Origin of the sequence: Pandoraea terrigena, from assembly GCF_902459705.1 — a bacterium.
In the GTDB taxonomy this organism is placed as follows: domain Bacteria; phylum Pseudomonadota; class Gammaproteobacteria; order Burkholderiales; family Burkholderiaceae; genus Pandoraea; species Pandoraea terrigena.
The window spans coordinates 268,091-281,801 of the sequence record NZ_CABPRU010000002.1 but is presented as its reverse complement, the minus strand read 5'-3'; the positions used below and the strand labels follow the sequence as shown (position 1 = coordinate 281,801).

Below are 13,711 nucleotides of genomic sequence, written 5' to 3'. Positions count from 1 at the left end.
GCCACGCCCGCGGTAGGCGGGCGGCGACGCCACGTCGTCAAAGCAACGTTTTGAGCCGGTGCTTGAGCACCTTGCCCGTCGACGCGGCGGGCAGGGCGTCCAGCACACGAATCTGTGCCGGACGCTTGTACGGCGCGAGCCGCGTCGAAGCCCACGCCGCCAGCGCGGCCACGTCGACGGCATGGCCGGGGCGCGCCTCCACGAACGCGATCACCTGCTCGTTGCCGTCGACGGGGCGTCCGAGGACGGCCGCCTGCAGCACATCCGGATGGCTCGCCAGCGCCTGCTCGACTTCGAGCGGATAGACGTTGAAGCCGGAGTGGATGATGAGTTCCTTTGCGCGTCCCGCGAGGAAGAGCGCGCCATCGGCGGTGCGACGCGCAAGATCGCCCGTGCGCAGCCAGCCGTCTTCGGTCACGGCGGCGGCTGTCAGGTCTGGCGCACGGTAGTACCCGAGCATCACGTTCGGCCCATGCACCCAGAGTTCGCCGACGTCACCATCGGGCAGGTCATGCCCGTCGCGATCGACGATACGTACCGCCACGCCAGGGATCGCCGGTCCCACGGCGCAGTCATCGCGCGGGGCGTCGAGCAGCGTTTGCGAGACCGTGGGGCTGCTCTCGGTCAACCCATACCCGTTGTGAATCGGCAGGCCGTAGAACGCTTCGACACGCGCCTTGAGCGCGGCGTCGAGGGGCGAGCCGCCCGAGTAGACGAAGCGCAGACGCGGTGCGACGAGCGCTCGGTTTTGGGCCGACACGTAGGCCATCAGGCGGGCGTGCATGGCGGGTACGCCTTGCAGGATCGTCAGCCCGTCGTAGGCGAGCGAGTCGAGCACGGCCTCGGGGGTGAAGCGCGCGGCGAGCCGCAACGTGCCGCCGGCATACAGCGTGCCCAGACAGACCGACGCCAGGCCATAGACATGCGAGATCGGCAGCACGCCGTAGGCGATATCGTCGGCACCGACGCGTCGCAGCGTGCTCGACACCGCGGCGATGAACATCAGATTGCGATGCGAGAGACGAACGCCCTTGGGCGTGCCGGTCGTGCCGGTCGTGTAGATGAGCGCGGCGCATTGCAACGCGGGATCGGTTTGCACCGGTTCGGCAACGCTGTCGGGATCGGTGTCGGACAGTGCCAGGGCCCCGAGCGCGAGGTCGGTCCAGGCGATCTTGGCGGCGTCCACGCGGGCGTGCGCGGCGGCGTCGGGCGAGGCGTCGACGGTGTAGATTGCGCAGCGCGGTTGCGCGTGATCGCGGATCGCGTTCAATTCCGCCGCGCTGAGCCGCGCGTTACACAGCAGTGGCCACGCATCAACGGCGGCCACGGCGAGCAGCAGCACCACATAGGCGATGCCGTTCTCGCCGACGATCATCACCCGATCGCCGCCTCGCACGCCGTGTGCGCGCAGGCGCTCGGCGCAAGCGCTCACGGAGGTCGCCAACGCGCCGTAGGTCAGGCGCCCGAAGTCGTCGATCAGGGCGGTGCGCATGGGCGCTTGCGCGGCGATGCGTGCGGGCAGCGTGTCGATGCGCGCGGGCAGATTCGCAAGCAGGTTGGCGGCGAAGGTGTCCGGGGATGAGGGGGCGGAAGAGGCTGGCATGGCCGCATTGTAATGCGCCCACCGCCATCGGGCTGAAAACGGGCCGCCCCGGGCGGCAGCGGTGCGCGCATTCCGGGACCGCAATCCTCAGGCGTTTCATTACAATAGGCGCCCATGAGCAAGACCAAACATGTCTCGGAAACGCCGGCCACGCAGTTTCTGAAGCAAAAGAAAGTGGCCTTCACCGAACACGTCTACGAATACGTCGAGCATGGCGGGACCGGCGAGTCGGCACGCCAGTTGGGCGTGCACGAGCATGCCGTGGTGAAGACGCTCGTCATGGAAGACGAGAAGGCCCGCCCACTGATCGTGCTCATGCACGGCGACCGGACCGTCTCGACGAAGAACCTCGCGCGCCAGATCGGCGCCAAGCGTGTGGAGCCCTGCAAGCCGGAGGTCGCCCAGCGTCATTCGGGATACCTGGTGGGCGGCACGTCGCCGTTTGGCACCAAGCGGGCGATGACGGTGTATGTGGAGGCATCGATTCTCGATCTGCCGCAGATATTCATCAACGGCGGGCGACGCGGGTACCTGATCGGTATTGCCCCGCAGGTGCTGCTCAACGCTCTGGCCGCGAAGCCGGTGTCGTGTGCGCTGAGCGACGGGTAGGCGCCACCACCGCCCGGCCGCTTCGATCCCGGCGCAACCCCGTGTTTGCCAGAATGGGGTGACAGGGCGGGTCAAGTAGAATGGCGGCCATTACACATTCTGCTCACGCTCGAAGTTCATGGCCACATTGGTTTTTATCGTTCTCGCGTACCTGATCGGCTCGTTGCCGTTTGCGGTGATCGTCAGCCGCACGATGGGCCTCGCCGATCCGCGCAGCTATGGCTCGGGCAACCCGGGCGCCACGAACGTGCTGCGCTCCGGCAACAGGAAGGCCGCCGTGCTGACGCTGATCGGCGACGCCCTCAAGGGCTGGCTCGCGGTGTATCTCGCCCAACGCTTTGCCGACACGTGGGGCGTCGGTGACTTCGGTCTGGCGGCCGTGGCCCTCGCGGTCTTCCTCGGCCACCTGTACCCGGTGTTCCTGCGCTTCTCAGGCGGCAAAGGCGTGGCGACGGCGGCCGGTGTCCTGTTCGCCATCCACCCGGTGCTGGGGCTCGCGGTGCTCGCCACGTGGCTCATCATCGCGATCTTCTTCCGCTATTCGTCGCTCGCCGCGCTGGTGGCGGCCGTGTTCGCGCCGCTCTACTACGTGTTCATGTCCGGCTTCGGGCCGTATGCCCCGGCGGTGATCGTCATGGCGATCCTGCTGGTCTACCGGCACCGCGCGAACATCGGCAAGCTGATTGCGGGCAAGGAAAGCCGCATCGGTCAGAAGAAGTAAGGTCGGTGCGACGGCAACCGCATCAACCGCATTAAGCGCAAATGAAAAGGGCTGAGCCCTGTGCATTACAGAACCCAGCCCTGTCGGTCCCCACCTTGCGCACCGTCCAACCTGATGGGGACGGTTCGTGTCCGCAGGGTTTGCCTGTGCCTGCCGCGCGCGCTCAGTCGCGGAAGTTGTTGAAGTCGAGCGGCGTGTCGGTCACGTCCTTGCGCAGCAGCGCGATGGCGTTTTGCAGGTCGTCGCGCTTGGCGCCCGTGATGCGCACGCTGTCGCCCTGGATGCTGGCCTGCACCTTCATCTTGCTGTCCTTGATCAGGCGCACGATCTTCTTGGCCAGGTCGCCTTCGACGCCCTTCTTCACCTTGACGACCTGCTTGACCTTGTCGCCGCTGATTTTCTCGACCTTGCCGTAATCGAGGAAGCGCACGTCCACGTTGCGCTTGGCCATCTTGCTGATGAGCACCTGCGTGACCTGCTCGAGCTTGAAGTTGTCGTCGGCGAAGAGCGTGAGTTCCTGCTCCTTGTGCTCGACGCGCGAGTCCGATCCCTTGAAATCGAATCGCGTCAAGATTTCCTTGTTGGCCTGGTCGATGGCGTTCTTGACCTCTATCATGTTGGCTTCGCTAACCACGTCGAACGATGGCATCTGGCTCTCCTGAAAGGTAAAGGGTTCGTGAAAGGGCTCGCCGGGCGTGCCCTGCGGGGGATGGCGGCACCGGCGGATGCGTCCGGCGCGGGCCTCGGCCACGCGGCCGTTATAATGTTGCGCAAAATTCTTTCGCCCGATATTGTAATTCAGCCGTCGGTCCCGCGTCCCTTCCGGGCACTCTCCGGGACGACGGCACCCACGGATCACCCACGGATTTCTCCCGACTTCATGCCTCAGTTGCAACGCGACGTCAGCCTGCGCGAATTCAATACCTTCGGTCTGCCCGCCACCGCCCGCTTCGTCGTGACGATCGACAGCGAAGCGGCACTTCTCGACGCGCTCGCCATGCCCGAGCTGGCGGGCCTGCCGCGCCTCGTGCTCGGCGGCGGCAGCAATGTGGTGTTCACGCGCGACTTCGACGGCGTGGTGTTCCGGATGGCGATTCGCGGCCGTGAGCGGCTCGCGGACGACGCGCACGCGCGCTATGTGCGCGGCGGCGCTGGCGAAGTCTGGCACGATTTCGTCGACTGGACGCTCGCACAGGACTGTCCGGGCCTGGAGAACCTCGCGCTGATCCCGGGCACCCTTGGCGCGGCCCCGATTCAAAACATCGGCGCCTACGGGCTGGAGTTGGCCGAGCGCCTTGCCGAGGTGCGCGCGCTCGACACGGCCACGGGCACGTTCGTCACGCTCGCGCGCGAGGCCTGCGCGTTCGCTTATCGCGATTCGCTGTTCAAGCGCGAACCCGGGCGCTACCTCATCGTCTCGGTCACGTTGCGGCTGCCGCAGCCGTGGCAACCCGTGACCGGCTATGCGGACGTGTCGCACACACTCGCCCAGGCGGGCATCGCGCACCCCACGGCGCGGCAGATCTTCGCGGCCGTCGCCGACATTCGCCGGCGCAAGCTGCCCGACCCGGCCGAACTCGGCAATGCCGGGAGCTTCTTCAAGAATCCCGTGGTGGACGCCGCGACGTTTGCGGCGCTGCGTGAGCGGTGTCCGCAGGCGGTCGGCTACGTCCAGCCGGACGGCGCCTGGAAAGTCGCGGCGGGCTGGCTCATCGACCAGTGCGGCTGGCGCGGCAAGTCGCTCGGTCGCGCGGGTGTGCACGAGCGTCAGGCGCTGGTGCTCATCAATCGCGGCGGCGCGAGCGGCGCGGAGATCGTGGCGCTCGCGCACGCCGTGCAAGCCAGCGTGCAGGCTCGCTTCGGTATCGCGCTCGAGCCCGAGCCGCTCATGCTTTGATGGTGGTGGCGTCGGGCAGACGCTGCAGGTAATCGCGCCGCAGGTCGACGGTGGAGCGTACACCGACGTCGTCAAAATGCGCATCGAGCCATCGGCTCGCCGCTTCGCGGCCACGGTCGCGCAGCGTGGTGAGGAAATGCCAGTCGGTCACGAATTTCGTCGATGACGACAAGTCGTACAGCGCCTTGTCCGCGCGAATCGAGTGAATCAGCGGATATTTCAGGCGCTTGCGAAACTCGGGCTTGAGCCACCCTTCGTCGATCAGTTTGTGCACGAAGGAAATGGCGCGGAACTCGCGCTGCAGCGACGCGTTGAACGTGATTTCATTCACGCGGTTCATGATCTGGCCCGGCAGCACCGGCTTCTCTTTTCGCTCGATCGGATTGATGTGAACGATCAGGATGTCGCTCGTGAGCGTCTCGTAATAGAACGGGTAGAGCGGCGGGTTGCCGAGATAGCCGCCATCCCAGTAAAAGTCCTCGTCGATTTTCACCGGTTTGAAGAGCCACGGCAGGCATGCCGACGCCATCGCGACGTCAAGCGTGATTTCGTGCGTGCGGAAGATGTGGATGTTACCGGTGCGGACGTTGGTCGCAGAGACGAACAGACGCGTCGCGGTGCTTTCGCGCAACCGTTCGAAATCGACCTGCGCCTCGAGCACAGTACGCAGCGGGTTGATTTCGGCCGGAGGCTGCGAGAACGGCGTAATCAGTTGCTGCATGCTCTGCATCCAGTCGTGCCAGACGGGATACTCGGTCGGACGGCCGTTGAGCCAACTGAATACGGTCTGCGCCCATGCGGTCGCCGATGAGCCTGCCTGCGACACGCCAAGCCAGAAGCTGTGCAGCGCCTCACGTGCCTTCTCGCGTGGGTCCACGCCCGGACGATCGAGCAGGCCGTGCGCCAGGACGACGGCATTCATGGTGCCTGCGGAGGCGCCACTGATGCCCTCGAATTCGAGACGGCCGTCTTCCAGCAATTTGTCGAGCACCCCCCACGTGTAGGCGCCGTGCGCACCGCCCCCTTGTAGTCCCAGGTCGATGCCTTTTCGCTTCGCCTGGCGGCGTCGCGTGGGTTTCGTGGACTTGCCGGGCGCGCGCGTGCGGGGGGGCTCTGGCGTATCTGTGCCGCCTTTCGCCGCGACGGCGTCACCCGCCTTGCCGGCGGGGGCCGACGTGCGCTTGCGTGCGCGAGGGGCGGCGGACTTTTTTGCCTCGCTGACGGCGTGTGCCGGGCCGGTGAGGCCGTCCGGCGGGAGCAGTGGGACGTCGCTCGGCTCGAGATCGGTGCTTGTGCCGTTCTCCAAGGTGGCAGCGGATTCAGACGCGCCGGCCGGTGCGGCCGGCGAGACCGGTTCTGCCATGGCGGCGGTGACCTGTGCATCGGCAGGCGTTACAGAAGATCGGTCGCCGGTAGTATCGTCGGCGGATTCGGGGGGCAGACGCGACATAGTGAGTAGCGGCGCCGGGCCGCGCTGAACCGGCCGAGAGGGCAATGGCGCGGGAGACCCCCGCCATCGCGATGCTGGGCCGGACGATTAGCCGTAATGGCAGACGTAATCGAGCGTCTCCAGGACCTCGATATCGAACTTGCTATTGCCCGGCACGGAGAACTGCTGACCGGCGGCGTATTCCTGCCACTCGGCCTGACCGGCCAGACGGATGCGACAGCGGCCACCCGTGACTTCCATGATTTCCGGGGCATCGGTGCCGAACTGGAGCGTGGCTGGGAAGATCACGCCCAGCGTCTTGCGCGTGCCGTCCGGGAACAGCACGGTGTGCGAAACGCACTTGCCGTCGAAATAGGTGTTGGCGCGCTTGATTACGGAAACGTTGTCGAACTGCGTTGCGTTTTGCGTCATGACCGAATGCGGAGTCGAATGCGATGGAAAGTCGCGATGATGGGTCGATAAGCCCGTCCCGACGGGACAAGCGTGAATTCATGCTAGCACGTTTCGAATGTCCATCCGGCTGCATTTTGTGCAATGCACAACGAATTTGCCCCGTCGTGGTGCAAATGGCGAAATGTTTTGACGGACGGTACGGACGGCGACGTGCGGTGATGAAGCGCGTGTCAACGAGGGACGCCTGCGCGTCAGCGATGATAGCGGAACGCTGCTCGCGGTGGGGGAAGCCGGGGCGTCAACGGGAAGGGAGGCGGGGGTGCTGGGGACAAGAAAACGCCCGGACAACATTGCGGTAGTCCGGGCGCTGCGTGATCTGCGCCGCGTTACACGCGACCGAGCATCAGGTACTCCATGAGCGCCTTCTGCACATGCAGACGGTTCTCGGCTTCGTCCCAGACGACGCTTTGCGCCCCGTCGATCACGTCGGCCGACACTTCCTCGCCACGGTGCGCGGGCAGGCAGTGCATGAACAGCGCGTCCGGTTTGGCGCGCTGCATGAGGTCGGCGTTCACGCACCATTGGGCGAAGGCCGCTTTACGCGCCTCGTTTTCCGCTTCATAACCCATGCTCGTCCAGACGTCGGTCGACACGAGATCCGCGCCTTCGCAGGCTTCGCGCGGGTCGTCGAACTCGCGCACGAACGGGCGGCTCGACTCGGCCACCATCGCCTGATCAAGGCGGTAGCCCGGCGGCGTGGAGATGTTGAACTGGAAGCCGAAGATCTCGGCGGCCTGAATCCACGTGTAAGACATGTTGTTGGCGTCACCGATCCACGTCACGGTCTTGCCCTTGATCGGGCCGCGATGCTCGTAGAACGTGAAAATGTCTGCCATCACCTGGCACGGATGATATTCGTTGGTCAGGCCGTTGATCACCGGCACGCGCGAATGCTGCGCGAAGCGCTCGATGATCTCCTGGCCGAACGTGCGAATCATGATGATGTCGGTCATTCGCGAGATCACCTGGGCGGCGTCTTCGATGGGCTCGCCGCGTCCGAGCTGCGTGTCGCGCGTGTTCAGGAACACGGCATGGCCGCCCAACTGGTGAATCCCGGCTTCGAACGACAGTCGCGTGCGTGTCGAGCTTTTCTCGAAAATCATCGCCAGCGTGCGGTCGTGCAGCGGGTGGTAGGTCTCGTAGTTCTTGAATTTCTTCTTGAGGATGCGGGTGCGCTCCAGTACGTAGTCGTACTCGTCGAGCGTCAAATCCGAAAACTGAAGGTAATGCTTGATGGGTTTGGCGGTGGTCATTTGGATGTTCTGCTGGAGGCCGATAGCGCGGAAATTCAAAGGGAACTTGCACGCTTGCGGCACGACGAACAAGCCTTGAGGCCTGTCCCCCGGTCAGGCGCTTGAAGGTGTTCTACAGGTTGCTGGCATCAGGGGAACAGGCCCTAGTCTACCAAATCGTTTTGCCGTCACACGAAAAGCGTATGATCGAGCCCGATGCTGCACAGCCAAAAACGGCTGGCAAGACTGAAAAAAACATCGGCGGCGAGGGTAGGGGACAGGTTTGAGTCTTATATAAGATATAATACTGTCTCTGTCAGCGACGCTACCCGCGTATGGCTGGCCAGGTGTTTTTTGAGGTGATTGAGCGATATGACCGACCAGGTTTCCGCGCGCGAGTATTTCATCCAGGGGCTCACCCGGGGTGGCAAGAAGTTCCGGCCGAGTGACTGGGCGGAGCGTCTGTGCGGCGCCGTGTCGTTCTGTGGCCGGAGCAATACCGGTCCGAACGCATACATGCAGTACTCCCCCTATGTGCGTCCGATTATGGTGGGCGACGTCAAATGCGTCGTCGTTGACGAGCGGTTGCGCGATATTGAGCCGATGGCGTTCGATTTCGTGATGAATTTTGCCCGTGACAACGACTTGCAGCTGACCGAAGCCTGCTTCGTTCCCGACGTCAAATAATCTCCCCGGCCGTTTTTCGGCCAGACGTGAGTGCCGGGCCTTTGGCCCTGACTCACTGTCGATCTGCCCTCTCGTTAGCCCCCTCTCGTTAGCCGTTTCGCGGCGACGGTCCTGGGTGTTCTTGCCGTTCCCTTGCCGGTCCCGGATCTCTTGCGCGACGGCACGCAGAGGTGCGCGCTCGCATCGCGTGAGCGCGGGTCGGCGTTGCGCTGTGTTGAAAAGAAAAAAGCCCGCATGAAGCGGGCTTTTTTGTGTTCCGACCAGCGTCGGAACCGGCAAGCAACTGGGTCTGCTTTGCAGCTTGCGCTGTTAGGCAGCCGCCGACATCGCCTTGATGGCGGCCGACAGGCGGCTCTTTTGACGAGCGGCGGTGTTCTTGTGAACGATCTTTTTGTCGGCGATGATGTCAATCGTCTTGGCCGACGTGCGCAGCACTTCCTTGGCAGCGGTCTGGTCGCCAGCGGCGATGGCCTTGCGGACAGCCTTGACTGCCGTGCGCAGACGCGAGCGCAGTGCCGAGTTGTGGGCGTTGATCTTAACGGTTTGACGCGCGCGCTTGCGTGCTTGTGCGGTATTTGCCATGTTTGGTGAATTCCTTGAATTGCTCCGCCTGATGCGGCTTCTATGCAGTTTGGCCCGGCTCCCTGGGAGACACGGTGGCCAGGAAGCAATCCATTGACTTGGAAACCGTCGATTATAGCCGAACGCCAATGGAAATTGCAACTTCTTTGCTGCAAGGCTGTGCGTATAATACGCGCAACATGAATTTGCTCAAAGCTCTCGCTACGGTCAGCGGTTTCACGATGCTCTCGCGCATCACCGGCCTGGTTCGTGAAATTCTTATCGCACGCATGTTTGGTGCCGGTCCCATGACCGACGCCTACAACGTCGCATTCCGCATCCCCAATCTGCTGCGCCGCCTGTCCGCCGAAGGCGCGTTTTCGCAGGCGTTCGTGCCGATTCTGGCCGAATTCAAGTCGCAGCGCAGTCACGAGGAGACCAGAACCCTCGTCGATTCCGTGACCACCGTCCTGTTCTGGGGGTTGTTGATGATCACGATTGCCGGGGTGCTGGGTGCCTCCGGGGTTGTCTACGCCGTTGCGACGGGCCTCTCGCGCGAAAACGGCACGTTCGACTCGGCCGTGTTCATGACCCGCGTGATGTTCCCGTACATCACCCTCATCTCGATCACAACGCTCGCCGCCGGGGTGCTCAATACCTGGCGACAGTTCTCGATGCCGGCGTTCGCGCCCGTGCTGCTCAATATCAGTTCGATCGTCGCGGCGCTGTGGGTTGCGCCGCACCTCGCGAAGCCGGTCTACGCGCTGGCCTTCGCGGTGATCGTCGGTGGCGTGCTGCAATTGGTCATCCAGCTCCCGGCGCTCGCGCGCATCGGTATGTTGCCGCGCATCACGATCAACGTCGCGGCGGCGTTGCGCAACACGGGCGTGAAACGGGTGCTGGCGAAAATGGTGCCGGCTACGCTGGCCGTGTCGGTGGCGCAGGTGAGCCTCATCATCAACACGAACATCGCGTCGCGCCTCGCTCAGGGCAGCGTGTCGTGGCTGGCGTATGCCGACCGGCTGATGGAGTTTCCGACGGCACTGCTCGGCGTGGCACTGGGCACCATCCTGCTGCCGAGCCTTTCGCGCGCCCACGCCGACGGCGACCCCGCCGAGTATTCCGCGCTGCTGGACTGGGGGCTGCGTCTGACGTTCCTGCTGGCGATGCCGAGTGCCGTCGGGCTGTTCGTATACGCCGAGCCGCTGACCGCAACGCTTTATCAATATGGCCGTTTCGACGCGACCGATGTCGCGATGACGGCACACGCGCTGACGGCCTACGGCGTCGGGCTGGTGGGCCTGATTCTCATCAAGATTCTGGCGCCGGGCTTCTATGCCAAGCAGGACATCAAGACGCCAGTGAAGATCGCCGTCGTGGTGCTCGTGGCGACGCAGCTCTCCAACCTGCTCTTCGTGCGCTGGTTCGCTCACGCGGGGCTTTCGCTATCGATCGGCGTGGGCGCGTGCATGAACGCGGTGCTGCTGTTCGCGGGGCTGTACAAGCGCGGCATCTATCGGCCGGCGCCCGGATGGCGTCTGTTCTTCGTGCAATTGCTGGCCGCGTGCCTGATTCTGGCGGGCTTGCTGCTGTGGTTCACCCAGAGTTTCGACTGGGTGGCGATGAGCGCGCGCCCGCTCTCGCGCATTGCGCTACTTGGCGCCAGTCTGGTGCTATGCGCGGTGGTGTATTTCGGGGCATTATTCCTCATGGGTTTCAACTTCTCGTTCTTCCGTCGGCGCGTTCGCTAGCCGTTCGCTCGCGGGCCACCGACACGGCAGACTTCACGGATAGCGCATGGCGAATCGATTTCTCGAGTACTTTGCTGCGCTGGTGGCGTCCGACGACGGTCTGCCGCTGACCGAAGCGGCCATCGCCATCGCCCAGGACGTCTATCCCGATCTCGACGTGCAGGACACGCTGACCCGGATCGACACGCTCGCCGCGCGTCTGGCCAAGCGTCTGCCGCCGGATGCCGGGCCGTTGCAGAAGCTGCAACTGCTCGATCATTTCTTCTTCCGCGAACTCGGGTTCTCCGTCAATCAGAACGATTACTACGACCCGGACAACAGCCACCTGCATGTGGTGCTGGACCGGCGTCGCGGCATTCCGATCTCCCTGGCCGTGCTTTGCATGGAAATCGGCAACCAGATCGGCCTGCCGCTGCGCGGCCTGTCGTTCCCGGGGCATTTCCTGCTGCGGCTTGCCGTGCCGGCCGGCGACGTGGTGATCGACCCGATCTCGGGCAATTCGCTCTCGCCGCAGCGACTGCTCGAAATGGTCGAGCCGTACTTGAAGCACTATCGAGACGAGAGCGCCGAGCCGATTCAGGAATTGGCGTTGTGGGCACTGCTTCATCCCTTCCTGGAGCCGGCGTCGCCGCGCGAGATCCTGGCCCGGATGCTGCGCAATCTTCGCGCCATCTACACGCAGAGCGAGCGATGGGAGCGTGTGCTTTCGGTGCAGGAGCGCATGGTGCTCGTCTTGCCCGACCAACCGATCGAGAAGCGCGATCGCGGGCTGGCTTATGCCCGTCTGGGGCTGGTGCGTCCGGCGCAGGACGATCTGGAGAGCTATCTGGGGGTGCGCCCCGATGCCGAAGACGCCAATGCGATTCGTCAGATGCTTGACGATCTGAGCCGTCGCCCGGGCAGTCACGGATAAGCGCCGGTCCCGCCTGCTTTCCCGCTGCCGTCCATCATCTTGAACGCAAAACGCCAGCCGAATCGGCTGGCGTGACGACGTCGCGCGACGTTCGTCGGGGCCTGCGCCCGTTCACGCCGACTGAGCCGCCAATTCCTGGACGCGCCTTTGCAGGCCGGGTTTGTAACCGAAATGAAAGAACACCTCGGCCATCAGGAACATTGGCGCGATGAAGATCTGGAAGACGTTATCGAGCAGCGCGGGCTTGCGTCCTTCGAAATGATGTCCAACCAATTGGACGATCCAGCCGCCGACGAACAGCACGCCGAAGACGCTCAGCGCCCACGGCCATGACAATGTCGCCAGATGTTGCGTAATGGCCAGCAATACGGCGAAAAAGGCCGTCATGGCGAGCGCCAGCGGGACATCGAGCAGGAAGTAGTAGGTGAGCAGCACCAGCACCGTCACATGGGCGACATTCAGGCCGCTCGGGCCAAGCGGCAGCAGGGCGAGCGCCTGCATGACCGCGAGGATGATCATGGGAACGCCGAAGAAATGGGTCAGGCGATTCCTGGCACTGCGATGATAGCGCTGGTAGAACGACATCTGTTGCGCCAGTGATTTCATGCCAGCCTCCTGCCTTGGGGACGGGGAGAATGCGGGGTTGACGCCGACAGCCTCGGCGACCGAGCCGATCGCAAGCTGCACTCGGCACTCCATTGTAGTCATTGGCGACCCAACAATTTGCTGCGCCGCGACAATCTGACCCGGCAACCGCCGGCGTTGCGGTAACGGCATCGCCTGCCGTTGGCAAAAAAGGCGGCCTGGAATGCACCGGCCGCCTTTTTCTACATCGTCGTTCACGTCGACCCGACACCGGGCGCAGCGAATGCCACACCGGGTGAACGGAACCGACGGCAACGCACTTACTTCAGTGCATCGAACACACGCGCACGGATTTCGTCCACGCTGCCCTGACCCGAGATCTTGCGATACTGCGGTGCTTCGACGCTTGCGCCCGGGCTGCCATGCTTCGCCCAATCCGAGTAGTAGGCCACGAGCGGCTTGGTTTGCGATTCGTACACGGTCAGGCGCTTCTTGACGGTTTCTTCCTTGTCATCGTCGCGCTGCACGAGCGGCTCGCCGGTCACGTCGTCCTTGCCTTCGACCTTGGGCGGGTTGAACGTGACGTGGTAGGTACGGCCCGACGCCGGATGCGTACGACGACCGCTCATACGCGTAATGATTTCGTCGAACGGCACGTCGATTTCGAGCACGAAGTCGATGGCGACACCGGCATCCTTCATGGCTTCTGCTTGCGCAATCGTGCGCGGGAAGCCATCGAACAGATAGCCGCTCTTGCAGTCGTCCGCCGTCAGGCGCTCACGCACCATGCCGATGATGACAGCGTCCGGCACGAGGTCGCCCGCGTCCATGTATCGCTTGGCTTCGAGGCCGAGCTGGGTGCCTTCCTTGATCGCGGCGCGCAGCATGTCGCCGGTCGAGATTTGCGGGATGCCGAATTTTTCTTTGATGAAAGTGGCTTGGGTGCCTTTGCCGGCCCCGGGTGCCCCCAACAAAATCAGACGCATCAATGACTCCTGAAAGTTTGTGATTTGTGAATGCTGTGCGTGCGGCAGGCAGGCGCGTCTCCGGTACTCTGCGGCGGTTGCGGGTCACGTGACCGGCCAACCGCGCGGTTGGCAGGCGACGCATCGGCAGGGCGCGTCGCGCGCGACCGGGGGGCTGCTCGCGAGAATCAGAGCGATTATGCCACGATGAGTCCGCCTGCCGGCGTTTTGCCGACCGATAGGCGTCGTACCGGTGCGATTTCCGAGACACGCTTGCCAGCGAT

14 protein-coding genes are annotated in these 13,711 nt (G+C 63.8%); 6 read left to right on the top strand and 8 right to left on the bottom strand.

Annotation, left to right across the window (positions count from 1 at the left end; all coding sequences use genetic code 11):
- Window positions 1–37: 37 nt before the first annotated feature.
- Window positions 38–1,603 carry a class I adenylate-forming enzyme family protein gene (locus PTE31013_RS05535; RefSeq protein ID WP_150611825.1) on the bottom strand — a complete coding sequence of 522 codons (1,566 nt, stop codon included), beginning with the start codon at window positions 1,601–1,603 and terminating at the stop codon, window positions 38–40.
- A gap of 114 nt (window positions 1,604–1,717) precedes the next feature.
- Between PTE31013_RS05535 and ybaK the strand changes: the two genes are divergently transcribed.
- Together ybaK and plsY are read left to right on the top strand one after the other, a co-directional pair.
- Window positions 1,718–2,212 carry a Cys-tRNA(Pro) deacylase gene (gene ybaK / locus PTE31013_RS05530; protein WP_150611824.1) on the top strand — a complete coding sequence of 165 codons (495 nt, stop codon included), beginning with the start codon at window positions 1,718–1,720 and terminating at the stop codon, window positions 2,210–2,212.
- A gap of 118 nt (window positions 2,213–2,330) precedes the next feature.
- On the top strand, window positions 2,331–2,933 hold the full coding sequence (gene plsY / locus PTE31013_RS05525; protein WP_150611823.1) for a glycerol-3-phosphate 1-O-acyltransferase PlsY: 603 nt from the start codon (window positions 2,331–2,333) through the stop codon (window positions 2,931–2,933).
- 163 nt (window positions 2,934–3,096) lie between these two features.
- Here plsY and PTE31013_RS05520 read toward each other — a convergent pair whose 3' ends face one another.
- Window positions 3,097–3,582: a YajQ family cyclic di-GMP-binding protein gene (locus tag PTE31013_RS05520; RefSeq protein WP_150611822.1), complete on the bottom strand. Its 486-nt coding sequence runs from the start codon at window positions 3,580–3,582 to the stop codon at window positions 3,097–3,099.
- A 231-nt stretch (window positions 3,583–3,813) separates the two neighbouring features.
- On the opposite strand from PTE31013_RS05520, the gene murB reads away from it, so the two are divergent.
- Entirely contained in the window at window positions 3,814–4,830 is a 1,017-nt protein-coding gene (gene murB / locus PTE31013_RS05515; protein WP_150611821.1) for a UDP-N-acetylmuramate dehydrogenase, read from the top strand.
- Here the strand turns inward: murB and PTE31013_RS05510 are convergent.
- From PTE31013_RS05510 to argF, 3 genes are all read right to left on the bottom strand, one after another.
- A complete protein-coding gene (locus PTE31013_RS05510; RefSeq protein WP_150611820.1) occupies window positions 4,820–6,280 on the bottom strand; it encodes a patatin-like phospholipase family protein in 1,461 nt (486 codons plus the stop codon). The two genes, murB and PTE31013_RS05510, sit on opposite strands and share 11 nt — an antisense overlap.
- 87 nt (window positions 6,281–6,367) lie before the next feature.
- Complete coding sequence (gene ppnP / locus PTE31013_RS05505; protein ID WP_150611819.1) at window positions 6,368–6,691, bottom strand: pyrimidine/purine nucleoside phosphorylase; 324 nt, start codon at window positions 6,689–6,691, stop codon at window positions 6,368–6,370.
- 368 nt (window positions 6,692–7,059) lie between these two features.
- Window positions 7,060–7,986: an ornithine carbamoyltransferase gene (argF, locus tag PTE31013_RS05500; protein ID WP_017232740.1), complete on the bottom strand. Its 927-nt coding sequence runs from the start codon at window positions 7,984–7,986 to the stop codon at window positions 7,060–7,062.
- A gap of 351 nt (window positions 7,987–8,337) precedes the next feature.
- Here argF and PTE31013_RS05495 point away from each other — a divergent pair, with 351 nt between their 5' ends.
- Window positions 8,338–8,652, top strand: coding sequence for a DUF3579 domain-containing protein (locus tag PTE31013_RS05495; protein ID WP_150611818.1), 315 nt, complete (start codon window positions 8,338–8,340; stop codon window positions 8,650–8,652).
- A gap of 309 nt (window positions 8,653–8,961) precedes the next feature.
- On the opposite strand, the gene rpsT is transcribed toward PTE31013_RS05495, so the two are convergent.
- Window positions 8,962–9,234 (bottom strand): 30S ribosomal protein S20, encoded by a 273-nt coding sequence (gene rpsT / locus PTE31013_RS05490; RefSeq protein WP_150611817.1) that lies wholly within the window; start codon window positions 9,232–9,234, stop codon window positions 8,962–8,964.
- 179 nt (window positions 9,235–9,413) lie between these two features.
- Here rpsT and murJ point away from each other — a divergent pair, with 179 nt between their 5' ends.
- Together murJ and PTE31013_RS05480 are read left to right on the top strand one after the other, a co-directional pair.
- Window positions 9,414–10,964, top strand: a complete 1,551-nt coding sequence (murJ, locus tag PTE31013_RS05485; RefSeq protein WP_150611816.1) for a murein biosynthesis integral membrane protein MurJ — start codon at window positions 9,414–9,416, stop codon at window positions 10,962–10,964.
- 46 nt (window positions 10,965–11,010) lie between these two features.
- A complete protein-coding gene (locus tag PTE31013_RS05480; RefSeq protein WP_150611815.1) occupies window positions 11,011–11,877 on the top strand; it encodes a SirB1 family protein in 867 nt (288 codons plus the stop codon).
- A gap of 111 nt (window positions 11,878–11,988) precedes the next feature.
- Here PTE31013_RS05480 and PTE31013_RS05475 read toward each other — a convergent pair whose 3' ends face one another.
- Together PTE31013_RS05475 and adk are read right to left on the bottom strand one after the other, a co-directional pair.
- Window positions 11,989–12,720, bottom strand: coding sequence for an Mpo1 family 2-hydroxy fatty acid dioxygenase (locus tag PTE31013_RS05475; RefSeq protein WP_150611814.1), 732 nt, complete (start codon window positions 12,718–12,720; stop codon window positions 11,989–11,991).
- A 62-nt stretch (window positions 12,721–12,782) separates the two neighbouring features.
- Window positions 12,783–13,448: an adenylate kinase gene (gene adk / locus PTE31013_RS05470; RefSeq protein ID WP_150611813.1), complete on the bottom strand. Its 666-nt coding sequence runs from the start codon at window positions 13,446–13,448 to the stop codon at window positions 12,783–12,785.
- Between the last annotated feature and the right edge of the window lie 263 nt (window positions 13,449–13,711).

Excerpts from the sequence above, each read along its gene's own strand:
- adk (WP_150611813.1), bottom strand. The coding sequence starts at position 13,448 with ATGCGTCTGATTTTGTTGGGGGCACCCGGGGCCGGCAAAGGCACCCAA.
- murB (WP_150611821.1), top strand. The coding sequence starts at position 3,814 with ATGCCTCAGTTGCAACGCGACGTCAGCCTGCGCGAATTCAATACCTTC.
- PTE31013_RS05535 (WP_150611825.1), bottom strand. The coding sequence starts at position 1,603 with ATGCCAGCCTCTTCCGCCCCCTCATCCCCGGACACCTTCGCCGCCAAC.
- ppnP (WP_150611819.1), bottom strand. The coding sequence starts at position 6,691 with ATGACGCAAAACGCAACGCAGTTCGACAACGTTTCCGTAATCAAGCGC.
- rpsT (WP_150611817.1), bottom strand. The coding sequence starts at position 9,234 with ATGGCAAATACCGCACAAGCACGCAAGCGCGCGCGTCAAACCGTTAAG.
- PTE31013_RS05495 (WP_150611818.1), top strand. The coding sequence starts at position 8,338 with ATGACCGACCAGGTTTCCGCGCGCGAGTATTTCATCCAGGGGCTCACC.
- PTE31013_RS05520 (WP_150611822.1), bottom strand. The coding sequence starts at position 3,582 with ATGCCATCGTTCGACGTGGTTAGCGAAGCCAACATGATAGAGGTCAAG.
- ybaK (WP_150611824.1), top strand. The coding sequence starts at position 1,718 with ATGAGCAAGACCAAACATGTCTCGGAAACGCCGGCCACGCAGTTTCTG.
- PTE31013_RS05480 (WP_150611815.1), top strand. The coding sequence starts at position 11,011 with ATGGCGAATCGATTTCTCGAGTACTTTGCTGCGCTGGTGGCGTCCGAC.
- murJ (WP_150611816.1), top strand. The coding sequence starts at position 9,414 with ATGAATTTGCTCAAAGCTCTCGCTACGGTCAGCGGTTTCACGATGCTC.
- PTE31013_RS05510 (WP_150611820.1), bottom strand. The coding sequence starts at position 6,280 with ATGTCGCGTCTGCCCCCCGAATCCGCCGACGATACTACCGGCGACCGA.
- plsY (WP_150611823.1), top strand. The coding sequence starts at position 2,331 with ATGGCCACATTGGTTTTTATCGTTCTCGCGTACCTGATCGGCTCGTTG.
- argF (WP_017232740.1), bottom strand. The coding sequence starts at position 7,986 with ATGACCACCGCCAAACCCATCAAGCATTACCTTCAGTTTTCGGATTTG.